Consider the following 21,448-nt stretch of genomic DNA (forward strand, 5'->3'; position numbering starts at 1 on the left):
AAGTAAGGGCTTATGGCTGGACGAATTCCGCGCGTATTTATCAATGACTTGCTGGCTCGCACCGACATCGTCGATCTGATCGACGCCCGCGTGAAGCTCAAGAAGCAAGGCAAGAACTACCACGCGTGCTGTCCGTTCCACCACGAAAAGACGCCTTCCTTTACCGTTAATGGCGAAAAGCAGTTTTATCACTGTTTTGGGTGTGGTGCGCACGGCAACGCCGTCGATTTTTTGATGAATTACGACCGACTCGAGTTTGTCGAAACCATCGAAGAGCTGGCGACCATGCACGGGCTGGAAGTGCCTTACGAAGCGGGCACCGGGCCAACCCAGATCGAACGCCATCAGCGCCAGAGCCTGTACCAACTGATGGAGCAGCTCAGCGCGTTCTATCAACAGTCACTGCAGCAGTCCTCCGGGGCACCGGCGCGCAGCTATTTGCAGCAGCGCGGATTAAGTGACGACGTTATTCGCCATTTCGCCATTGGCTTCGCGCCGGCGGGATGGGACAACGCCCTGAAGCGTTTCGGCCGCGACGCCGACTCGCGCCGCGCATTGAACGATGCCGGCATGCTGGTGACTAACGATCAGGGGCGTTCGTACGACCGTTTCCGCGAACGGGTGATGTTCCCCATCCGCGACAAACGCGGGCGCGTGATCGCCTTCGGCGGCCGCGTATTGGGCGACGGTATGCCGAAGTACCTGAACTCGCCGGAAACCGAAGTTTTCCATAAGGGCCGCCAGCTGTATGGCCTGTATGAAGCACAGCAGAACCACCCTACCCTCCAGCGGCTGCTGGTGGTGGAAGGGTATATGGACGTGGTGGCGTTGGCGCAATTCGGCATCGATTATGCCGTCGCCTCGCTCGGAACCTCGACGACGGCTGAACACATTCAGCTGCTGTTCCGCGCCACCGACAACGTCGTCTGCTGTTACGACGGCGACCGCGCCGGCCGCGAAGCGGCCTGGCGGGCGCTGGAAACCGCGCTGCCGTACCTGAACGACGGGCGCCAGCTGCGGTTCATGTTTTTGCCTGACGGCGAAGATCCGGACACCCTGGTGCGCCAGGAAGGCAAAGAAGCCTTCGAACAGCGAATGGAGCAGGCGCAGCCGCTGTCCACGTTCCTGTTCGAAAGCCTGCTGCCGCAGGTGGATCTGAGCAGCCCGGACGGGCGCGCCAAGCTGAGCACGCTGGCGCTGCCGCTGATTACTCAGGTGCCGGGCGAAACGTTGCGCTTGTACCTGCGCCAGGAGCTCGGCAACAAGCTGGGGCTGCTGGACGACAGCCAGCTCGACAAGCTGATGCCCAAGCAGGCGGAAAATGCGCATCCTTATCAGGCGCCCCAGCTAAAACGCACAACCATGCGTATACTGATAGGGTTACTGGTGCAAAATCCGCAGTTGGCTACACTTGTACCTTCTCTTGAAGGGTTGCAACACGCCAAACTACCAGGCCTGCCGCTGTTCAGCGAGCTGGTGAGCCTTTGCCTGGCTCAACCTGGAATAAAAACGGGCCAGATTCTGGAAGAATATCGGGATACAAAGTTCAGCGCTAACCTTGAAACTTTGTCTGCCTGGAACGATATATCAGATACAGAGATTGCAGAAAGAACCTTTCTGGACTCCCTGAATCATATGTTCGACTCTGTGCTCGAACAACGGTTAGAAGAGTTACTGGCACTCTCCCGTACGCAGGGCTTGAGCCCCTCAGAGCGAGAAGAAGTTCGTATGATCAACGAGTCAAGAGCTGGAAAGAAAAACTGAATACCAAACGGCTTAAGTGCCGATAATTGCGAGGGCAGAGCCCTGCACAGTGCCGCCATAGTGGGCCGCGGCGATAACGAAAACGCCCCAAATGCTATTGTTGGCGGTTTCGCCGACCGACACCAACCTAAATACTCTGAAGTGTGGATACCGTCTTATGGAGCAAAACCCGCAGTCACAGCTGAAGCTACTTGTCACCCGTGGTAAGGAGCAAGGCTATCTGACCTATGCTGAGGTCAATGACCATCTGCCGGAAGATATCGTCGACTCCGATCAGATCGAAGACATCATCCAGATGATTAACGACATGGGCATCCAGGTGATGGAAGAAGCACCGGACGCCGATGACCTGCTGCTCGCCGAAAACTCGAACAGCACGGACGAAGATGCGGAAGAAGCCGCCGCACAGGTTCTGTCCAGCGTGGAATCCGAAATCGGCCGCACCACCGACCCGGTGCGCATGTACATGCGCGAAATGGGTACCGTCGAACTGCTGACGCGCGAAGGCGAAATCGACATCGCCAAGCGCATCGAAGACGGCATCAACCAGGTGCAGTGCTCGGTTGCCGAATACCCGGAAGCCATTACCTACCTGCTTGAGCAGTACGATCGCGTCGAAGCGGGCGAAGCGCGCCTGTCCGATCTGATCACCGGCTTCGTCGATCCTAACGCGGAAGAGGACATCGCCCCTACCGCCACCCACATCGGTTCTGAGCTGTCGAGCGAAGAGCAAGACGACGACGAAGAAGATGAAGACGACGAAGACGACGACACCGAAGACGACAACAGCATCGATCCTGAGCTGGCGCGTCAGAAGTTCGCCGATCTGCGCGATCAGTACGAAACGACCCGTCTGGTGATCAAGAAGAACGGCCGCAGCCATGCCAGCGCCGCGGAAGAGATCCTGAAGCTGTCTGAAGTGTTCAAGCAGTTCCGCCTGGTGCCGAAGCAGTTCGACTTCCTGGTCAACAGCATGCGCACCATGATGGATCGCGTTCGCACCCAGGAACGCATCATCATGAAGCTGTGCGTTGAACAGTGCAAAATGCCGAAGAAGAACTTCGTCACCCTGTTCGCCGGCAACGAAACCAGCGATTCCTGGTTCGAAGCCGCACTGGCGATGGCCAAGCCATGGTCGGAAAAACTGAAAGACGTGGCTGAAGACGTGCAGCGCAGCCTGCAGAAACTGCGTCAGATCGAAGAAGAAACCGGCCTGACCATCGAGCAGGTCAAAGACATCAACCGTCGCATGTCGATCGGTGAAGCGAAAGCCCGCCGCGCGAAGAAAGAGATGGTTGAGGCCAACCTGCGTCTGGTTATTTCCATCGCCAAGAAATACACCAACCGCGGCCTGCAGTTCCTGGATCTGATCCAGGAAGGCAACATCGGCCTGATGAAAGCGGTAGACAAGTTCGAATACCGCCGCGGCTACAAATTCTCGACGTACGCCACCTGGTGGATCCGTCAGGCTATCACCCGCTCCATCGCCGATCAGGCGCGCACCATCCGTATTCCGGTGCATATGATTGAGACCATCAACAAGCTCAACCGTATTTCGCGCCAGATGCTGCAAGAGATGGGCCGCGAGCCGACGCCGGAAGAGCTGGCCGAGCGCATGCTGATGCCGGAAGACAAGATCCGCAAGGTGCTGAAGATCGCCAAAGAGCCAATCTCGATGGAAACGCCGATCGGCGACGACGAAGATTCGCATCTGGGCGACTTCATCGAGGACACCACCCTCGAGCTGCCGCTGGATTCCGCGACGTCGGAAAGCCTGCGTTCCGCTACCCACGACGTGCTGGCCGGCCTGACCGCGCGCGAAGCGAAAGTGCTGCGCATGCGTTTCGGTATCGACATGAACACCGACCACACGCTGGAAGAGGTCGGCAAGCAGTTTGACGTAACCCGTGAGCGTATTCGTCAGATCGAAGCCAAGGCGCTGCGCAAGCTGCGTCACCCAAGCCGCTCCGAAGTGCTGCGCAGCTTCCTGGACGACTAAGTCCGGCTGCCGCCCCAAAAAACAAAAACCCCGGCCTGCCGGGGTTTTTTTATGCCTCAGAACATGCTGTTGCCGCTGGCGGTCTTCTCCGGCACCGGCTGCGTCACGTCCCAGTGTTCAACGATTTTTCCGGCGGCGTCGAGACGGAAGATATCGACGATCGCCGCGGTCTTGCCGGCCTCGCGCCCGCTGACCTCGACATGCAGGATCACATAGTCGCCGTCGACAAACGCCTGTTTAACCTCACTGTGCGAGTTGGGGTAACGCGTTTTCAGCAGCTCGACAAATTGACGAAAGCCCGCCACGCCGTCTTTGGCATTAGGGTTATGCTGCTTGTACTGCTCGCCTAAAAATGGTCGCGCGGCCGCAAAATCCTTGTTGTTCAGCCCCTGCCGATAAAACTCCAGCACGTTCTGCTTGTTGCGCGCTTCCTGCGGCGAATGCCCCGCCTGTGCAGCGCCGGTCACCAATAACAGCGCCATCACACAACCTTTCATCATCGATGTCATAGCATACTCCTTTATGTCATTGCAGCGCCAGGAACAGCTCGCGATAGCTGGCGGTCAGTTGCTCCAGCGTGGCGCGGTTCAATCCGCTGGGGTTGGGCAATACCCACACCTCGGTTTCCCCCAGCATCAGCGTCTGCTTGCCCCAGGGCGCGTTTTTCACCCCGAAGGCGGTGGTGAACGCCTGCTTGCCCAAAATCGCCAGCGCGCGCGGCTGATAGCGCAGGATCTTCTCTTGCAGCGCCTCACCGCCGCTGCGCAACTCGTCGCGCGACAGCTCGCTGGCCGCCACCGTCGGGCGCGCCACCAGCGCGGTAATGCCGCAGCCGTTGTCCTTCAGCTGCTGCCACTGCTCCGGCGCCAGCTGGCGCTCGGTAAAGCCGGCCTGATGGATCACCTTCCAGAAGCGATTGCTGCCGTTGGCGAAAGGATAGCCCTGATGGGCGGAAGAAAGGCCGGGGTTGATGCCGCAAAACACCACCCGCAGATTGGGCGCCAGAAGTTCCATGAGTGTCGTGAGTCCATTGCAGGGATTTACTGCGGTTATCGCAAAATCCGCCAGCAATTACAACAGGCTAGAACTGTGCAGAAAAGCAACATACGGGCGGGTAACAGTAGACCGCCGCTTAAGGATTCCCTATAATCTCGCGGCTTGGCCCCTTAGCTCAGTGGTTAGAGCAGGCGACTCATAATCGCTTGGTCGTTGGTTCAAACCCAACAGGGGCCACCAAATTTTAGCTTTAAAATCATATAAAAAAGCCACTTTTCTCGAAGTGGCTTTTTTATTTCGTGCTCACAGTGGCGGCAAAATGGCGGCAGTATGCCGGCACTATCAGTTATCTTTCCCCTCTTAACCAGCCTATAGCCAGACTCACCAGAAAGCCGGCAAAGAAAATCACGATAGCCGCAGCGATAGATTTCCACCACTCGTCAAACCAGAACAAGGCAACAAAGGCCGCAATGGAGAAAAGGCCAATGATAACGGACTCGGCCAGATCGGCCGTTTGGTGACCAACAAACTTAGTGAACTTCACAAGAAAGGATTTTAGCCAGTTCATTGATTTTCTTACTTAACGATAGGAAGTCATCATCACTTGATCATTAGTTAAAATCCAACCGCTGGCTTTTGATTGATCAATCCGCTATCGCTCGCTTCTCACAAGGCTACACAAAGCAATAGTGACAAACACCAGCAACAGGAATATTGCCGCGCTCAGAATTCGTTGCCACCCTTCGTCGAACCAGAACAGTGAGCCAAACGCAGCGACAGAAAATACCCCGCCCAAAATCACTTCCACAAGGTGCGACAATCCTTTACCGAGCTTACTGCCCCAAGACTTTAGATAGCCCATGATTCATACCTTCACAGAACATTTTCGATTTGCTGGTATAGGCAACAAAGGGTTCAAGATACTCCTCCGCCAGAAAGTAGATCATGTCCAGATTTCGTGGGGTGAGCTTATGGTACGTTGAGGGAGACAGTTCCCGCAAACGACGCGAAGAAACGGCGGCCTGTTCAATAATTCCTTGAGCTACGGCTTTCGCATCCATAGCAATCCCTTATCAGTGAGCTGGCCGTACCCTATAGCAACTTCGCTTAAAATATTAACACATCTCTTTCATCCTCTTAGAGAGCCCCGCCATAATGGCTTTTTTGTTTCCCGCCGCCGTGCCACACTTCTCTTTCGGCATTCCTGATTTATTCTGACTCATAAGGCCCCTGCATGATCGTCAACTGCGACCACGACAACCTCGACGCCTGGTTGGCGCTGCGCTCGGCGCTGTGGCCCACCTGCCCGCAGGAAGTGCACCGCGCGGAGATGCGCGAAATATTGGCTTCGCCACACCACACCGCGTTTATGGCGCGGGGGCTGGACGGCGCTTTCGTTGGCTTTGCCGAGGTCGCGCTGCGTTACGATTACGTCAACGGCTGCGAATCGTCACCGGTGGCGTTTTTGGAAGGGATTTATACCGTCGAGCGCGCGCGCCGCCAGGGTTGGGCGGCGCGCTTGATCACGCAGGTGCAGGAGTGGGCGAAGCAGCAGGGGTGCAGCGAGCTGGCGTCGGATACCGACATCGCTAATCTGGACTCCCAGCGCCTGCACGTGGCGCTGGGCTTTGCCGAAACGGAGCGGGTGGTGTTTTACCGCAAAACGCTGGGCTGATCAGGCGATTTTGCTTTGCCGCTGATGCGCCAACTGCTCGGCGCGCAGCAGGATCTCCTGCAGATCGTCCTCGTCGATATCGAACAGATCCCCCTCCATCAGCGCCTCATGCAAATCGGCGCGGGTGATGGAAACGGCATCGATCGGCAAATTGGCCGGCTTGGCCTCCGCCGGCGCCAGCGCGTGCGGGTAGCGTCGCCCGGCCAGGTTATTGAACAGAATGGCCAGCGCCGCCAGCAGCACCGAGTTCAGCAGCACCGGATACAGTACGAAGTCATAGCCCATCTGGTGAATGCCGGGGCCGCCGAGGATGGCGGTCAACGCCACCGCGCCGCCGGGTGGATGCAGGCAACGCAGCTTGAACATCAGGCCGATGGCCACCGCCGCCGCGACGCCGCAGGCCAGGCCCGGATCGGGGATCAGCAGACCGGCGCTGACGCCCACCGTCGCCGCCAGCGCATTGCCGCCGACGATCGACCAGGGCTGCGCCAACGGGCTGTTGGGCACGCCGAACAGCAGCACCGCCGAAGCGCCCATCGGCGCGATAAACCACAGGTTCACCTCGCCCAAAATAAAGTGGCTGATCCAGCCGGCGAGCATCAGCCCCAAACCGGCGCCGACGCTGGAAATCAGCATCTCTCGCTTGCCCACCGCCAGCGGGTGCGGCCACAGGCGCGCGCATCCCACTTTCACTCTTTCTATCCACTGCGTCTTCATGTTACCCAATACGGCTCAATTCACGTGTTGGCAACAAATATATCACATCATCCTGAAGGAACTCACGGCGCCGTAAACCACGCCGCCCAAGAACTTTTAGCTAACAGATTGATTTTTAGCCTCCCCTCGACAATGATGAATGTTCCCCCTTTAACCCCGAGGAACCGCCGATGTCTCAACCGATCATCGAGCTTTACACCGACAGTGAATTTTTCAGCCCGTACGCCATGTCCGCCTTTGTCGTGCTGACGGAAAAAGGCATTCCGTTCACCGTGAAGACGGTGGACCTGGCGAAGGAAGAGAACAAAGAGGCGGCCTACGCGGCGCTGTCGCTGACCCGCCGGGTGCCGACGCTGGCGATCGGCGAATTCCAGCTCTCAGAGTCTTCGGCGATCGCCGAATACCTGGAAGACATCCACCCGGCCCACGCCATATACCCGCGCGACGTGAAGCTGCGCGCCAAAGCGCGCGAGATCCAGGCCTGGCTGCGCAGCGATCTGCTGCCGATCCGCGCCGAGCGTTCGACCGAGGTGGTGTTCAACAACGGCAAGTTCCCGCCGCTGTCCGAAGCCGCGCAAGAGGCCGCGCGCAAGCTGATCGCCGCCGTGGAAAAACTGCTGAGCCACGGGCAAGACAATCTGTTCAGGGAGTGGTGCATCGCCGACACCGATCTGGCGCTGATGCTCAACCGGCTGGTGATGCACGGTGATGTGGTGCCGGAGCGCGTGCGCCACTATGCGCACAAGCAGTGGCAGCGCCCGTCGGTGCAGGCCTGGCTGGCGTTGTCGGAAAAACGGCGCGCCTGAGAAAAAAATCGGCGGCCACGACGCCGCCGTTCTCAATGCCGAGAAACAACATCACTGCTTGAGGGAAGGCAAATCACCATCCAGAGGGCAGATAGCCTAACAATGAAGCGATGGCGTACACCGCGCTGGCCAGGTACAGCAACACAATGCTGACCTGCAGCAACGGGTGCGTGATCCAGTTGCACTGCCAGCGCGGGGTCTGGTCGCCCTGTTTGCGCGCACCGCGCAGGATCAGCATCGGCATGATCGACAGGATCACCCCGCTGAACACCCCGGCGAAGTAGAGCGCGTTGACGAACGACACCAGCCCGCTGTAGGCCAGTACGAACGGCGGCACCACCACCAGCAGCAGTACGCCGAAGCGGCGCAGCGGCAGCTCGTCGTTGCCCAGCCGGAACTTGTCGAAAATATTGGTCAGGAAGCTGCCGCCCAATCCCCAGTACGAGGTCAGCATCGCGCACAGCGCGAAGATGTTGGCGGAGAAGAACGCCCACTGCCCCAGCGCCTGGCCCCAGGAGATGGTGGCTACGTCGGAAATGCCATCCAGCCCGCTGAGCGCGATCACCGACATCGGCACCGCCGCCAGCAAAATGAAGGTCACGACCATGCCGACGATGATCGCCTTCGGCAGTTGCTCCGGCTTGTCGGCAAAGCCGCGCGCCATCTCCGGCACGATATACTGCGCCGAGAAGCAGAACACCACCACGTTGAACACCGGCACCATATAGCGCCAGTCGCCGTCCAGCAGGTTGCGCATCTGGGTGGTGTCTTTCAGCAGCGTCGCCGCCACCAGCGCGGTCAACATCACCACCATGCCGATGCTGATGAACTTCTCGCCGCGGCCGATCGCTTTCAAACCAAGGTACAGCACGCCGGCGGCGGGCACGAAGAACAGCAAGCTGCCCAGCGCCGGCGAGATGCCGAACAGCGATTGCAGTAGCTTGCCACTGCCGGTCATATAAGCGGTAAGCGCCCCGACGCTGTTGACGCACACCGAAGCGAACATCAGCCAGGCGCCCAGGCCACCGACGTAGCGCTTCGCCAACCCACTCAGCTGCAGATGCGCGCGGGTGCGCAGCGTGGATTCGGCGACGTACAGCATGGTGATGGTGGTCAGGCTCCCCACCAGCACCAGCCAGAACAGCAGCGGCAGGAAACCGGCCTTGCTGGAAGCGTAGGCGATGGAGAGCACGCCGGCGCCGATGTTGGTGCCGACGATCATCGCCACCCCTTCGAGGAAACTTAACGATTTGGCGGGTGCAGGTGCTCGCACCCCGGCGGCAAGCGCCGGAGAAACAGAGATATTATCAGACATGCATCATCCTTTATCGCCCGGCGACGCTGGCCGCCGGGATGGGTTAACGTCCTGACGCTCAACAGCTCACATCGATACACAGGTATTTCAGCTCCAGATATTCTTCTATCCCGTAGCGCGATCCTTCACGCCCGAGCCCTGACTGTTTCACGCCGCCGAACGGCGCCACTTCGTTGGAAATCAACCCGGTGTTGATGCCGACCATGCCGTACTCCAGCGCTTCCGGCACCCGCCACTGGCGCGCAGCGTTCTGCGTGAACAGGTAGGCGGCCAGGCCGAATTCGGTGTCGTTGGCCATGGCGATGGCTTCCGCCTCGTCATGGAAACGGAACAGCGGCGCCACCGGCCCGAAGGTCTCTTCTTTGGCGAAGCGCATTTTCTGCGTCACGCCAGTCACCACCGTCGGCTGGAAGAAGGTGCCGCCGAGCGCGTGCGGCTGGCCGCCGGTGGCGATCTGCGCTCCTTTGATCAGCGCATCGTCGATATGGCTCTGCACCTTCGCCACCGCATCGCTGTCGATCAGCGGCCCCTGGGTCGTGCCTTCCTGGCTGCCGTCGCCGACTTTCAGCTGCTCGACCGCCGCCACCAGTTTCTCCGCCAGTCGTTCGTAGATGCCGTCCTGCACGTAGATGCGGTTGGCGCAGACGCAGGTCTGGCCGCTGTTGCGGAACTTGGAGGCCATGATGCCCGCCACTGCCGCGTCCAGATTGGCGTCGTCGAACACGATGACCGGCGCGTTACCGCCCAGCTCCAGCGACAGTTTCTTGATGCTCGGCGCGCACTGCGCCATCAGGATACGGCCGACCTCGGTCGAGCCGGTAAAGCTCAGCTTGCGCACCACCGGGCTGTCGCACAGCACCTTGCCCACCTGCGCTGCCTCGCCGGTCACCACCTGCAACACGCCGGCGGGAATGCCGGCGTCCTGCGCCAGCTTGGCCAACGCCAACGCGGTCAACGGCGTTTGCTCGGCCGGTTTGACGATGATGGCGCAACCGGCCGCCAGCGCCGGCGCCACCTTGCGGGTGATCATCGCCGCCGGGAAATTCCACGGGGTGATGGCCGCACACACGCCGATCGGCTGCTTCACCACCACCAGGCGCTGCGAAGCCTGCGGCGCCTGCAATACCGCGCCGTCCACCCGCTTGGCCTCTTCGGCGAACCAGGTGATGAACGACGCGGCGTACGCCACTTCGCCGCGCGCTTCCGCCAGCGATTTGCCCTGCTCGGCGGTCATCAGCTGTGCCAGATCTTCCTGTGCGGCCAGCACCTTGTCGGCCCAGGCCAGCAGTAGCGCGGAACGCTGCTTGGCGGTCAGCTGTTTCCACTCGTTTTGCGCCCGCTGCGCCGCCGCGATCGCCTGCTGGGTTTCCTCTTCGCTGACCAGCGGAATGCTGACCAGTTCGGCGCCGGTGGCCGGATTGATCACCGCTTCGCGCTTGCCGCTCAGGGCATCGCACCATTCGCCGTTGATCAGACACTGGCTGCGCAGCAGCTCGGGATTGTTCAATTTCATGCCGTTCGCTCCTTAGTGGGCCAGCGCGCGAGACAGGATGCCCATCGCCTTGGTGAACTGATCGTCCGGGATGGTCAGCGGGTACAGGAAGCGAATCACGTTGCCGTTCACGCCGCAGCTCAGCAGCAGCAGCCCTTCTTCCATCGCCTTCTGCTGCACCTGACGGGTGATATCGGCAGATGGTTTGCCGGTGGCCGGATCGTTGAACTCCACCGCCACCATCGAGCCTTGTGCGCGCACATCGGCGATCGCCGGGCTGGTTTTGCGCGCCTGCTGCAACACTTCCACCAGGTGCTGCCCCAAGCGCTGGGCGCGCTGGCACAGCTGCTCTTCTTCGATCACGTCCAGCACCGCATGCGCCGCGGCCACCGCCAGCGGGTTACCGGCGTAGGTGCCGCCCAGCCCGCCCGGCGCCGGCGCGTCCATCACCTCGGCGCGGCCCGCCACCGCCGACAGCGGCATGCCGCCCGCCAGGCTTTTCGCCATGGTGATCAGATCCGGTTTAACGCTGTAGTGCTCCATGGCGAACAGCTTGCCGGTACGGGCGAAGCCGGTCTGCACTTCGTCGGCGATCAGCAGGATGCCATGCTGGTCGCACAGCGCGCGCAGCGCCTGCATGAATTCGGCCGGCGCCACGTTGAAGCCGCCTTCGCCCTGCACCGGCTCCAGCACGATCGCCGCCACCTGCTTGGGATCGATATCCGCTTTAAACAGGCGGTCCAGGCTGCTCATCGCGTCTTCGGTGGTCACGCCGTACAGCGCGTTCGGGTACTGGCCGTGGAACACCGAGCCGGGGAATGGGCCAAAGCCCAGTTTGTAAGGCGCCACTTTGCCGGTCAGCGCCATGGTCATGTAGGTGCGGCCGTGGAAACCGCCGCCGAAGGTGATCAAGCCCGGGCGGCCGGTGTAAGCGCGGGCGATCTTCACCGCGTTTTCCACCGCTTCCGCGCCGGTGGTGAAGAAGGCGGTTTTACACGGGCCGGCGATCGGCGCGCGCTGATTGATGCGCTCTGCCAACGAGACATAGCTTTCGTAAGGAACGATCTGATAGGCGGTGTGGGTGAAGGCCTGCAGCTGCTTTTCAATCGCGGCGATCACCTTCGGGTGGCGATGGCCGGTGTTCAGCACGGCGATCCCCGAGGCGAAATCGATCACTTCTTTGCCTTCCACATCCCACAGCGTAGCGTTCTCTGCGCGCTCGGCGTAAAAACCACACATCACGCCCACTCCGCGCGGGGTGGCGTCCTGACGGCGTTGGTTCAATTCTGCGTTTTTCATGCTGTTCTCTCCGGTCGGTGCCAGTTACACGTTTCGTTCACATTCGTGAAACAATGACGTTTATTTACACAGGATGTGGCCCTATAATCGAGTGCCAGTTACGAATAATTGAGGGATCCAATTGCGCTCATTGAGTGGTGACCTGTTGCTGCAGCGCCTTGGCGAACAGCCCGATGACAAGCTGCACAAGCGGCTTTACAACGCGATCCGCACCAGCATTCTCGACGGCAGCCTGCCGCCCTCCAGCCGCCTGCCCGCCTCGCGCGATCTGGCGCAGGAGCTCAGCCTATCCCGCAACACTGTATTAACCGTTTATGAACAACTGCTGGCGGAAGGTTACGTGTCGGCGCGCGCCGGCAGCGGCACCTTCGTCGCCGACACGGTGCCGGACAGCTGCCTCTCCACCGGCGGCGCCCCGGCGAACGGCAGCGGGCAACCGCGCCGCGTCGAACTGTCGGAGCGCGGCGCCACGCTGCTGCACCACGCCAGCGCCAGCCCCAAACAGTGGGGGGCGTTCATTCCCGGCGTGCCCGACGTCAACGCCTTTCCCCATCAGCTGTTCAGCAAGATCCAGGCGAGGCTCAGCCGCCGTCCGGCGCCGCAACGGCTGACCTACAGCAATCAGGGCGGTAGCCCGGAGCTGCAGCATGCGTTGGTGGAGTATTTACGGGTGGCGCGCTCGGTGCACTGCTCGCCGGAACAGATCCTGATCACCGAAGGCATCCATCAGGCGATCGATCTGGTGACGCGCATGTTGTGCAATCCGGGGGATGACGCCTGGATCGAAGAGCCGGGCTATTGGGGGATCCGCAATATCCTGCGCATCAATGCGCTGAATATCTGCCCGCTGGCGGTGGACGAAGCCGGGCTGGTTCCGCCGGAGCAGCCGACCACCCCGCCGCGGCTGATCTTCGTGACCCCGTCGCACCAGTATCCGCTCGGCTCGGTGATGAGCCTGGCGCGGCGCCAACGGCTGCTGGCGCTGGCGCGCAACGCCGGTGGTTGGATCGTCGAGGACGACTACGACAGCGAATTTCGCTTTTCCGGCCAACCGATCCCGGCGCTGCAAGGGCTGGAGGCCGATGCGCCGGTGATTTACATCGGCACCTTCAGCAAGACGCTCTACCCGGCGCTGCGCCTCGGCTATGTGGTGTTGCCGCCGCCGCTGGTGCAGGCGTTGAAAACCGCCCACGCCGAGCTGTACCGCGGCGGGCACCTGCTGATCCAGAGCGCGCTGGCGGAGTTTATTCAGGCGGGGCACTACACCGCGCATATCCGCCGCATGCGGTTGCTGTACGCCCGGCGGCGCGCCTTTCTGACCGGATTGATCGAACAGCACCTCGGCAAACAGGCGCTCAGCGAGTTCAACAGCAACGCCGGATTGCACCTGATCCTCAATCTGCCGGACGAGGCCGACGACGTGGCGATCGCCGCCGCTGCCGCCGCGCACGGGGTGCTGGTGCGGCCGCTGTCGCGCTACTATATGCTGCCCAACCGCCGGCGCGGCCTGCTGATGGGGTTTGCCTGCGTACCGGAAGAGCAGATGGCCGCGGCCTTCACCCAGCTGCTGGCGTGCATTAACGCGCCCGAGATGAAAAAGGCGGCCCCTTAGGGCCGCCTTCCCGCGTTACCAGGCCTTAAGCCGCCAGCCGTCCGCCTGCCGGTTCAGGCGGTGCGTCGGCCGCAGCGCCTGCAGGAAGTCTTCGTCGTGCGATACCACCAGCATCGCGCCGGGGAAATCCGCCAGGGCGGTTTCGATCGCCAGCGACGACGCCAGATCCAGGTGGTTGGTCGGTTCGTCCAGCAACAGCAGCTGCGCCGGTTGTCGCCGCCACAGCGCGCAGGCCAGCGCCGCCTTGAGCCGTTCGCCGCCGCTCAGCGAGCCCAGCGGCAGCGCGATGCGATCCGCACCAAGCTGCAGCTGCGCCAGCCGGGTACGCAACGCGCCTTCCACCAGCGGCGAATCCTGCAGCCCCAGATGGTCCATCACCGACAGACTCGGGTCGAGCTGCGACAGGGTTTGATCGAGGTAGGCCGTCGACAGCGGGCAATGACAATGGCCGGAAAGCGCCGCCAGCTGACCGAGGATGGTCTTCAGCAAGGTGGATTTGCCGCAGCCGTTGGGGCCGGTCAACGCCACGCGCATCGGGCCGTCGATCCGCAGATCCAGCGGCGGCGCGCTGACGAACGGCAGCTGCAGCTGCTCGAGCACCAGCACCTGCTTGTTCGCGCTCACTTCACTGCCCGGCAGCGCCAGCAACACCGGTTGCTCGTCTTCCACCCGCTGATAGGCCTCGCGCACCGCCGAATCGAGGCTGTCGCGCTGCTCCTGATGCTGTTTGCGCAGCGTGCCGAGGCTCTCCTTCGCCGCCGACTTGTAGGCCACCCGCTCGAAAGAGGCGATATTCAGCGTATCGACGACGCGTAGCGTTTGCGCCGAGCGTCGCTGGCTCATGTCGTGCTCTTTCTGCTGGCGGGCGCGGGTGCGGCGGCGCTCCTCGCGCGCATGCTCCAGATCGGCGCGCGCCGCCTGCTGCTCCGTATCGCGCTGGCGCCGGTAGTCGTCGTAGTTGCCGCCGTAGCTGCGCAGCGCGCCGGGCGTCAGTTCGACAATGCGCTCCATACGCCCCAGCAGCTGCCGGTCATGGCTGGCGATCAGCAGCCCGCCGCGCCACTGATCCAACTGCTGATACAGCCAGGCGCGCCCGGCGCTGTCGAGGTGATTGGTCGGTTCGTCCAACAGCAGATAATCCGCCTCCCCTAGAAAAGCGCCGCACAGCGCCGCGCGCATCCGTTCGCCGCCGCTCAAGTCGCACGCGGCTCGCAGCGGATCGAAGGCTGGTAGCCCGGCGGCGGCGAAGGCGCTTTGCAGACGATCTTTGAGATCCCAGCGTCCTTCCAGACGATCGATATCGTCCGCCAACGGCCGCCCCTGCTCGATGCGCGCCAGCGCGGCGAAGACCTCGCCGTAGCCCAGCAGCTGCGCCAGCGTGGTGCCCGCCGCGATCTCCGGCTGCTGCGCAACGTAAGCCAATGCGGCATGGGATTCAACGTGCCCGTTGCCCGGCCGATCCCGCCCGGCGATCAGGCGCAGCAGCTGGGTTTTGCCGACGCCGTTGCGCCCCACCAGGCCGCAGCGCTGCCGATCGAAAGCGAGATCCAGCGGGCCGAACAGCGTTTCGCCGTCAGCAAATTGGCAGGTCAGTTGATGTAAAACGAAATAAGGGGACTGCGCAAAATGAGCCATAAGCACTCCTGAATGAGATCAAAAACATCCCCACAGGGCGCGGGAGCGCACAGCGTGGGACCAGATATCAACAGGTGTGGTTGTTCATTTTCGGTTATGGCTCCGCAGAGAGAAGGAATTTGCAACGCGCAAAGGTTAACCGATCTTTTGTTGGTTATGCAAACGTTGCCTGAGATTCATGACGTCTATCACATTCGGCACAACGCAGATTCCCAAGCGGCGCGACAACGGCTAGATTTATCTCATCCGACCACTTGTGTTCACATAATAATAACAGATGCTCATCCCCAATCGCTTTCAACCTGCAGCTAGGTGGCAAGTTCGGGCGTTCCCAGGAGCTTACTCAAGTAAGTGACTGGGGCGAGCGAACGCAGGCAACAACGCTGCAGGTTGAAAGAGGCGGGGGATGAACGATGGAGAGTGCAATGAGCAATTACCCTCACCTGCTGGCGCCGCTGGATCTCGGCTTCACCACCCTGAAAAACCGGGTGCTGATGGGATCGATGCATACCGGCTTGGAAGAGCTGCCCGACGGCCCGCAGCGCCTGGCCGCGTTCTATGCCGAGCGCGCCGCCGCCGGCGTGGCCCTGATCGTCACCGGCGGCATCGCGCCCAACGACAAAGGCGTGGTGTATCGCGGCGGCTCCACCCTCAACAGCGAGGCGCAGCTGCCTCACCATCGGCCGGTCACCGAGGCCGTTCATCGCGCGGGCGGCAAGATAGCGCTGCAGATCCTGCATGCCGGCCGCTACAGCTATCAACCGCACCCGGTGGGCCCTTCCGCGCTGCAGGCGCCGATCAATCCCTTCGCGCCAAGCGCGCTGAGTGAAGCGGAGATCGAGCAGACCATCGCCGACTTCGCCCACTGCGCGGCGCTGGCGCAACAGGCCGGCTACGACGGCGTTGAGGTGATGGGTTCCGAAGGCTACCTGATCAACCAATTTTTGGCGGCGCGCACCAACCAGCGCGACGATCGCTGGGGCGGCAGCTTCACCAACCGCATGCGCTTCGCCGTCGAGATCGTGCGGGCGGTGCGCCAGGCGGTGGGCGCGGAATTCATTCTGATCTACCGGCTGTCGATGCTCGATCTGGTGGAGGATGGCTCCAGTTGGCAGGAGATCGAACAGCTGGCGCTGGCGGTCGAACAGGCAGGCGCCACGATCATCAATACCGGCATCGGCTGGCACGAGGCGCGCATCCCGACCATCGCCACCATGGTGCCGCGCGCCGGGTTCAGCTGGGTGACCCGCAAGCTGATGGGCAAGGTGGGTATTCCGCTGATCACCACCAACCGCATCAACGATCCGGCGGTGGCCGAGCAGGTGCTGGCGGACGGCTGCGCCGACATGGTGTCGATGGCGCGCCCGTTCCTCGCCGACGCCGCCTTTGTGCGGAAAGCCGCCGAGGGACGCGCCGACGAGATCAATACCTGCATCGGTTGCAACCAGGCCTGTCTCGACCAGATTTTTGAAGGCAAACTGACGTCTTGCCTGGTCAACCCACGCGCCTGCCGTGAAACCGAAATGCCGCTGACGATGGCGGAAAAACCGAAAAAGCTGGCGGTGATCGGTGCCGGCCCCGCCGGACTGGCCTTTGCCACCACCGCCGCCAGCCGTGGCCATCAGGTGACGCTGTTCGACGCCGCCGAGCAGATCGGCGGCCAGTTCAACATCGCCAAGCAGATCCCCGGCAAGGAAGAATTCCATGAAACCCTGCGTTACTTCCGCCGCCAACTGGCGCTGCGCGAAGTGACGGTCAGGCTGGGCGTCAAGGTCGAGGCGGCGGATTTAAGCGAATTCGACGAAGTGATCCTCGCCTGCGGCATCGTGCCGCGCACCCCGGATATTCCCGGCATCGGGCACGCCAAGGTGCTGAGCTATCTGGACGTGCTGCGCGATAAAAAACCGGTCGGCCAGCGGGTGGCGATCGTCGGCGCCGGCGGCATCGGCTTCGACACCGCCGAGTACCTCAGCCAGCATGGCGTGTCCAGCAGCCTGGATCAGGCGGAATTCAACCGCGAATGGGGCATCGACGGCCGCCTTGAGCAGCGCGGTGGGCTGGCGGCGCAAGGGCCGCAGGCGCCACAGGCCGCGCGGCAAATCTACCTGTTACAGCGCAAAACCAGCAAGGTGGGCGAAGGCCTGGGGAAAACCACCGGTTGGATCCACCGCGCCAGCCTGGCAATGCGCGGCGTGAAGATGCTCAATAGCGTCAGCTATCGACTGATCGACGACGAAGGGCTGCACATCACCCGCGCCGAGCAGGACAGCTGCCTGCCGGTAGACACGGTGGTCATCTGCGCCGGGCAGGAACCGCGCCGCGAACTGCAGCAACCGCTGCTGGCGATGGGGAAAACCGTACATCTGATCGGCGGCGCCGACGTGGCCGCCGAGCTGGACGCCCGCCGCGCGATCGATCAGGGTACGCGGCTGGCGATGGCGCTGTAAGAAAGGGGCGCACAGCGCCCCTTGGTCATCACGCTCAGCGACGCGCGCCGGATTTCACCGCTCTCAAGATCACGAACTTCTTGTTCGAGGCTACCAGCGTGCAGTTGCCGAACAGACGCTTGAGCTTCTGGTGATAGTCGAGGTGGCGGTTGCCGACGATGCGCAATTCGCCGCCCACCTGCAGGCAGCGCTTGGCGTCGCAGAACATCTGCCAGGCGGTGTGATCGGTAATGGCGTGCTGCTGGTGGAACGGCGGGTTACACAGCACCGCCTGCACGCTTTCGCGCTCGATGCCCGCCAGCGCGTTGTTCACCTCAAACTGGCAACGATCCAGCTCTTGCGGCAGGTTGTGCTCCACGTTCAGCTCGCTGGAGGCCACCGCCATGTAAGATTCATCGAGAAAGGTCACCTGCGCTTCCGGGTTTTGCGCCAGCGCCGTCAGGCCAATCACGCCGTTGCCACAGCCCAGATCGACGATATGGCCGTTCAGGCCACGCGGTAGATGATCCAGGAACAGGCGCGCGCCGATATCCAGGCTGCCGCGCGAGAAGACGTTAGCGTGGTTGTGGATAAGCCAATCAGTGCCGTCCAGCGTCCAGTCGGTGGTTTCCGCTGCCGCCGGCGGGACGATGTCCGCCACCTGGCAGAAGATCAGGCGCGCTTTCTTCCACGCCAGGCTGGTGCGCGTCGGGCCCAGCACCTTTTCGAACAGCTGCATCGTCGAGGTATGCACGTCGCGCGCTTTGGCGCCGGCGACGATCAGCGTGTCTTCGGTCACAACGTGGCGCAGCGCGCGCAGCTGCTGCTCCAGCAGCGCCAGCGCCTTCGGCACGCGAATCAGCACCACCGCCGGCGCCGCCGGCAGCTCAGCCAGGCTGTCCAACAGCGTGACCTGCTCAGGATCCAGACCGTTGAGCTTGAGGTTGTGGCGCGTCGCCAGCTGGCTCATGTACGAGTCGCTGACGCTGTAAGGGCGATGCGCGTGCAGCGCACAGGCCAGGGTGCCGAAGTTATCGTTGAAAATCAGCACCGGGCGGCCGCCGATATCTACGTTTTCAAGCTGTTGCAGCAGATATTCGTCCGCCGCTTCCCACGCCTGCAGTTGGGTGGATTCTTCCTGTTGGGGATAACGCTCCAGCTCAAGTTGCTGTGTTCCCAGATCGAGTTGGCTCATTGCCCCTCCTGACTGATAAAATTTGGGCTGTTTATCCCCTAAAAACGCCCGTCAGTAAAATGTTTTTTCGGATAAATTGCGTATGTCAGGATTTGAGCGAAAAAACAGCATAGAATGACCGACTGAATGGCCGTTGATACGGAACAAGAATGTCTGAATTGACCTACCTGCAAGGCTACCCAACGCATCTGCAAAGCCAGGTGCAACAACTGATCCATCAGAATCGGCTGGGGGACGTGCTGCTGCAGCGCTATCCGCAGGTGCACGACTGCACCACCGACAAGTCGCTGTATCAGTTTACCGTCGATCTGAAAAACCAGTATCTGCGCAACGCTCAGCCGCTGAGCAAGGTGGCCTACGACAGCAAGATCCACGTCATGAAGCACGCACTCGGCCTGCATACCGCTATCTCACGCGTGCAGGGCGGCAAGCTGAAGGCCAAAGCAGAAATCCGCGTGGCGACGGTGTTTAAAGTCGCACCCGAACCGTTCCTACGCATGATCGTGGTGCATGAGCTGGCGCACCTGAAAGAGAAAGATCACAACAAGGCGTTCTACAGCCTGTGCTGTCATATGGAGCCGGATTACCACCAGTTGGAGTTCGATACCCGGCTGTATCTGACGCACCTTTCGCTGTTCGGCGAGCTGTATGCATAGCGAGTGAGGGCGTGATAATCTGCGGTTTTAAGCCTGGACCGGAGCTCGCCATGATTCGCTTTGCCGTTGTCGGCACCAACTGGATTACGGAACGTTTTATCGATGCCGCCCATGAAAGCGGCAAACTCACGCTGAGCGCCGTATATTCACGCTCGCTGGAACAGGCGCAGGCATTTGGCGCCAACTATCAGGTCACGCAGTTTTTCGACTCACTCGAGGCAATGGCCCAGTCCGATGCTATAGACGCGGTGTATATCGCCAGCCCCAATTCCCTGCACTGCCCGCAATCGCTGCTGTTCCTGCGCCATAACAAGCACGTGATCTGCGAAAAACCGCTGGCCTCCAACCAGCGCGAAGCGGAACAACTGGTAGCCTGCGCGCGGGAAAATCAGGTGGTGCTGTTCGAAGCGTTCAAAAGCGCCTACTTGCCGAATTTCCTGGCGCTGCAGCAGGCATTGCCGAAAGTCGGCCGGCTGCGCAAAGCCTTCATCAACTATTGCCAATACTCTTCGCGCTATCCGCGCTATCTCGCCGGCGAGAATCCCAACACCTTTAACCCGCAGTTCTCCAACGGCTCGATCATGGATATCGGTTACTACTGCCTGGCCAGTGCAGTGGCACTGTTCGGCGCGCCGCAGTCGGTGCTCGCCAGCGCCACGCTGCTGGAGACCGGCGTGGACGCCCACGGCACCGTCTGCCTGAACTACGGCGATTTCGACGTCACGCTTTCCCATTCCAAGGTCAGCGACTCGGCGATCCCCAGCGAGATCCAGGGAGAGGAAGGCACGCTGATTATCGACAAGATTTCCGAGTGTCAGGGCGTGGCGCTGACGCCGCGCGGCGGCAACCGCCAAGATCTGAGCCAACCGCAGCACATCAACACCATGCTGTATGAAGCGCTGGCCTTCGCCGAGTTGGTTGAGAAGCACCAGGTGGAACATCCGGGGCTGGAGAATTCGCTGATCGTCGCCCGCCTGCTGACCGACATCCGCCGCCAGACCGGCGTCGTCTTCCCCGCCGACGGAGAATGAAATGAAACCGCTGCTCGTGATGCAAACCGGCGACGCGCCGCAGGCCATTCGCCAGGAACTGGCCAACTTTGAAGGTATGTTCCTGCAACAGGGCAACATCGATGCCGAACGCGCGCACATCGTGCATCTGCCCGCCGGCGAACGGCTGTTGCCGCCGGCCGCCTATTGCGGCGTGATCATCACCGGATCGCCGGCGATGGTGACCGAACAGCTGCCGTGGAGCGAGGAAGCCGCCGAATGGCTGCGTCAGGCGATGGCGATCAAACTGCCGCTGTTCGGCGTCTGCTACGGCCACCAGTTGCTGGCCTACGCGCTCGGCGGCGAAGTGGGCTACCACCCGCAGGGCATGGAGGTGGGTACGCTGGAGATCGAACTGCTGCCCGCCGCAGCCGAAGACCGGCGGCTCACCCTGCTGCCGCCGCGTTTCAAGGCCAACCTTATCCATTCGCAGAGCGTGCTGACGCCGCCTGCCGGCGCGCAGACGCTGGCGCGTTCGCAGCAGGACGCGCACCAGATCCTGCGCTATGGCGATCACGCCCTGACCACCCAGTTCCACCCGGAATTCAACGGCGCGGTGATGAGCCAGTATCTGCAGTGGCTCGGCGAACTGCATCCCGAGCAGCAAGCCCGCTATCAACAGCAACAACAACAGGTTAGCGACACGCCGTTCAGCCGTCTGCTGCTGCAGGGATTCGTCGTCAGCCTGGGCGCGCAAAAAGCGATGGCCGGCTAACGCGATTCACGTTGACCGCCGACACATTTTGCATTACTTTCTGCTGTGCAAAGGGGAGTAACTTCATTGCCGGTCAATCGTCATTACGATGCGCAAG

General features: G+C 61.4%; 19 protein-coding genes and 1 tRNA gene. 10 read left to right on the forward strand and 10 right to left on the reverse strand.

What is annotated here, in order from left to right; translation table 11 throughout:
* Positions 1-12 precede the first annotated feature (12 nt).
* Both dnaG and rpoD read left to right on the forward strand, forming a co-directional pair.
* On the forward strand, positions 13-1,764 hold the full coding sequence (gene dnaG / locus QDT79_RS01240) for a DNA primase (protein ID WP_063988655.1): 1,752 nt from the start codon (positions 13-15) through the stop codon (positions 1,762-1,764).
* 157 nt (positions 1,765-1,921) lie between these two features.
* On the forward strand, positions 1,922-3,763 hold the full coding sequence (gene rpoD / locus QDT79_RS01245; RefSeq protein ID WP_063988654.1) for an RNA polymerase sigma factor RpoD: 1,842 nt from the start codon (positions 1,922-1,924) through the stop codon (positions 3,761-3,763).
* Between the two features lie 56 nt (positions 3,764-3,819).
* Here rpoD and QDT79_RS01250 read toward each other — a convergent pair whose 3' ends face one another.
* Together QDT79_RS01250 and mug are read right to left on the reverse strand one after the other, a co-directional pair.
* Positions 3,820-4,272: a nuclear transport factor 2 family protein gene (locus QDT79_RS01250; protein WP_080473362.1), complete on the reverse strand. Its 453-nt coding sequence runs from the start codon at positions 4,270-4,272 to the stop codon at positions 3,820-3,822.
* 16 nt (positions 4,273-4,288) lie between these two features.
* Positions 4,289-4,777: a G/U mismatch-specific DNA glycosylase gene (gene mug / locus QDT79_RS01255; RefSeq protein WP_063988653.1), complete on the reverse strand. Its 489-nt coding sequence runs from the start codon at positions 4,775-4,777 to the stop codon at positions 4,289-4,291.
* Positions 4,778-4,923: 146 nt separating this feature from the next.
* Here mug and QDT79_RS01260 point away from each other — a divergent pair.
* Positions 4,924-4,999 (forward strand) — tRNA-Ile (locus QDT79_RS01260).
* Positions 5,000-5,105: 106 nt separating this feature from the next.
* On the opposite strand, the gene QDT79_RS01265 is transcribed toward QDT79_RS01260, so the two are convergent.
* Together QDT79_RS01265 and QDT79_RS01270 are read right to left on the reverse strand one after the other, a co-directional pair.
* The gene (locus QDT79_RS01265; protein ID WP_063988638.1) at positions 5,106-5,327 is read right to left on the reverse strand and encodes a hypothetical protein; all 222 of its coding nucleotides are present in this window, start codon (positions 5,325-5,327) and stop codon (positions 5,106-5,108) included.
* A gap of 265 nt (positions 5,328-5,592) precedes the next feature.
* Positions 5,593-5,820: a hypothetical protein gene (locus QDT79_RS01270; protein ID WP_130017736.1), complete on the reverse strand. Its 228-nt coding sequence runs from the start codon at positions 5,818-5,820 to the stop codon at positions 5,593-5,595.
* Positions 5,821-5,993: 173 nt separating this feature from the next.
* On the opposite strand from QDT79_RS01270, the gene aac(6') reads away from it, so the two are divergent.
* Positions 5,994-6,434, forward strand: a complete 441-nt coding sequence (aac(6'), locus tag QDT79_RS01275; RefSeq protein ID WP_308316131.1) for an aminoglycoside 6'-N-acetyltransferase — start codon at positions 5,994-5,996, stop codon at positions 6,432-6,434.
* On the opposite strand, the gene QDT79_RS01280 is transcribed toward aac(6'), so the two are convergent.
* Positions 6,435-7,151, reverse strand: coding sequence for an HPP family protein (locus QDT79_RS01280; protein WP_063988635.1), 717 nt, complete (start codon positions 7,149-7,151; stop codon positions 6,435-6,437). It lies immediately after the preceding gene.
* A 170-nt stretch (positions 7,152-7,321) separates the two neighbouring features.
* On the opposite strand from QDT79_RS01280, the gene yfcF reads away from it, so the two are divergent.
* Positions 7,322-7,957 (forward strand): glutathione transferase, encoded by a 636-nt coding sequence (gene yfcF / locus QDT79_RS01285; RefSeq protein WP_308316132.1) that lies wholly within the window; start codon positions 7,322-7,324, stop codon positions 7,955-7,957.
* A gap of 73 nt (positions 7,958-8,030) precedes the next feature.
* On the opposite strand, the gene QDT79_RS01290 is transcribed toward yfcF, so the two are convergent.
* From QDT79_RS01290 to QDT79_RS01300, 3 genes are read right to left on the reverse strand one after another with little or no spacing between them, the layout of a single operon-like run.
* Positions 8,031-9,272: an aromatic amino acid transport family protein gene (locus QDT79_RS01290; RefSeq protein ID WP_063988633.1), complete on the reverse strand. Its 1,242-nt coding sequence runs from the start codon at positions 9,270-9,272 to the stop codon at positions 8,031-8,033.
* A 58-nt stretch (positions 9,273-9,330) separates the two neighbouring features.
* Complete coding sequence (locus tag QDT79_RS01295) at positions 9,331-10,785, reverse strand: NAD-dependent succinate-semialdehyde dehydrogenase (protein WP_308316133.1); 1,455 nt, start codon at positions 10,783-10,785, stop codon at positions 9,331-9,333.
* Between the two features lie 12 nt (positions 10,786-10,797).
* Positions 10,798-12,063, reverse strand: coding sequence for a 4-aminobutyrate--2-oxoglutarate transaminase (locus tag QDT79_RS01300; RefSeq protein ID WP_063988632.1), 1,266 nt, complete (start codon positions 12,061-12,063; stop codon positions 10,798-10,800).
* Positions 12,064-12,184: 121 nt separating this feature from the next.
* Between QDT79_RS01300 and pdxR the strand changes: the two genes are divergently transcribed.
* Complete coding sequence (gene pdxR / locus QDT79_RS01305) at positions 12,185-13,675, forward strand: MocR-like pyridoxine biosynthesis transcription factor PdxR (RefSeq protein WP_107227069.1); 1,491 nt, start codon at positions 12,185-12,187, stop codon at positions 13,673-13,675.
* Between the two features lie 15 nt (positions 13,676-13,690).
* Here the strand turns inward: pdxR and QDT79_RS01310 are convergent, their stop codons facing one another.
* Positions 13,691-15,310 carry an ABC-F family ATP-binding cassette domain-containing protein gene (locus tag QDT79_RS01310; protein WP_308316134.1) on the reverse strand — a complete coding sequence of 540 codons (1,620 nt, stop codon included), beginning with the start codon at positions 15,308-15,310 and terminating at the stop codon, positions 13,691-13,693.
* Between the two features lie 425 nt (positions 15,311-15,735).
* Here QDT79_RS01310 and QDT79_RS01315 point away from each other — a divergent pair, with 425 nt between their 5' ends.
* A complete protein-coding gene (locus QDT79_RS01315; RefSeq protein WP_308316135.1) occupies positions 15,736-17,757 on the forward strand; it encodes an oxidoreductase in 2,022 nt (673 codons plus the stop codon).
* A 34-nt stretch (positions 17,758-17,791) separates the two neighbouring features.
* Here the strand turns inward: QDT79_RS01315 and rlmG are convergent, their stop codons facing one another.
* Positions 17,792-18,931, reverse strand: coding sequence for a 23S rRNA (guanine(1835)-N(2))-methyltransferase RlmG (gene rlmG, locus QDT79_RS01320; protein ID WP_107227071.1), 1,140 nt, complete (start codon positions 18,929-18,931; stop codon positions 17,792-17,794).
* Positions 18,932-19,080: 149 nt separating this feature from the next.
* On the opposite strand from rlmG, the gene QDT79_RS01325 reads away from it, so the two are divergent.
* Genes QDT79_RS01325 through QDT79_RS01335 form a run of 3 tightly spaced genes read left to right on the forward strand, consistent with a single transcriptional unit; the run spans position 19,081 to position 21,351 of the window.
* A complete protein-coding gene (locus QDT79_RS01325; RefSeq protein WP_004937154.1) occupies positions 19,081-19,587 on the forward strand; it encodes a M48 metallopeptidase family protein in 507 nt (168 codons plus the stop codon).
* Positions 19,588-19,637: 50 nt separating this feature from the next.
* Positions 19,638-20,618: a Gfo/Idh/MocA family protein gene (locus QDT79_RS01330; protein WP_308316136.1), complete on the forward strand. Its 981-nt coding sequence runs from the start codon at positions 19,638-19,640 to the stop codon at positions 20,616-20,618.
* A gap of 1 nt (position 20,619) precedes the next feature.
* The gene (locus tag QDT79_RS01335) at positions 20,620-21,351 is read left to right on the forward strand and encodes a glutamine amidotransferase (RefSeq protein WP_308316137.1); all 732 of its coding nucleotides are present in this window, start codon (positions 20,620-20,622) and stop codon (positions 21,349-21,351) included.
* Positions 21,352-21,448: the final 97 nt, after the last annotated feature.

Origin of the sequence: Serratia marcescens (assembly GCF_029846115.1) — a bacterium.
Taxonomy (GTDB): Bacteria; Pseudomonadota; Gammaproteobacteria; order Enterobacterales; family Enterobacteriaceae; genus Serratia; species Serratia marcescens_L.

Bases quoted from the DNA above. Each gene is read 5' to 3' on its own strand.
- QDT79_RS01335 (WP_308316137.1), top strand. From the start codon at position 20,620: ATGAAACCGCTGCTCGTGATGCAAACCGGCGACGCGCCGCAGGCCATT.
- mug (WP_063988653.1), bottom strand. From the start codon at position 4,777: ATGGAACTTCTGGCGCCCAATCTGCGGGTGGTGTTTTGCGGCATCAAC.
- QDT79_RS01325 (WP_004937154.1), top strand. From the start codon at position 19,081: ATGTCTGAATTGACCTACCTGCAAGGCTACCCAACGCATCTGCAAAGC.
- QDT79_RS01290 (WP_063988633.1), bottom strand. From the start codon at position 9,272: ATGTCTGATAATATCTCTGTTTCTCCGGCGCTTGCCGCCGGGGTGCGA.
- dnaG (WP_063988655.1), top strand. From the start codon at position 13: ATGGCTGGACGAATTCCGCGCGTATTTATCAATGACTTGCTGGCTCGC.
- QDT79_RS01250 (WP_080473362.1), bottom strand. From the start codon at position 4,272: ATGACATCGATGATGAAAGGTTGTGTGATGGCGCTGTTATTGGTGACC.
- rpoD (WP_063988654.1), top strand. From the start codon at position 1,922: ATGGAGCAAAACCCGCAGTCACAGCTGAAGCTACTTGTCACCCGTGGT.
- QDT79_RS01295 (WP_308316133.1), bottom strand. From the start codon at position 10,785: ATGAAATTGAACAATCCCGAGCTGCTGCGCAGCCAGTGTCTGATCAAC.
- QDT79_RS01270 (WP_130017736.1), bottom strand. From the start codon at position 5,820: ATGGATGCGAAAGCCGTAGCTCAAGGAATTATTGAACAGGCCGCCGTT.
- QDT79_RS01330 (WP_308316136.1), top strand. From the start codon at position 19,638: ATGATTCGCTTTGCCGTTGTCGGCACCAACTGGATTACGGAACGTTTT.
- QDT79_RS01315 (WP_308316135.1), top strand. From the start codon at position 15,736: ATGAGCAATTACCCTCACCTGCTGGCGCCGCTGGATCTCGGCTTCACC.
- rlmG (WP_107227071.1), bottom strand. From the start codon at position 18,931: ATGAGCCAACTCGATCTGGGAACACAGCAACTTGAGCTGGAGCGTTAT.
- QDT79_RS01265 (WP_063988638.1), bottom strand. From the start codon at position 5,327: ATGAACTGGCTAAAATCCTTTCTTGTGAAGTTCACTAAGTTTGTTGGT.
- QDT79_RS01300 (WP_063988632.1), bottom strand. From the start codon at position 12,063: ATGAAAAACGCAGAATTGAACCAACGCCGTCAGGACGCCACCCCGCGC.
- yfcF (WP_308316132.1), top strand. From the start codon at position 7,322: ATGTCTCAACCGATCATCGAGCTTTACACCGACAGTGAATTTTTCAGC.
- QDT79_RS01280 (WP_063988635.1), bottom strand. From the start codon at position 7,151: ATGAAGACGCAGTGGATAGAAAGAGTGAAAGTGGGATGCGCGCGCCTG.
- QDT79_RS01310 (WP_308316134.1), bottom strand. From the start codon at position 15,310: ATGGCTCATTTTGCGCAGTCCCCTTATTTCGTTTTACATCAACTGACC.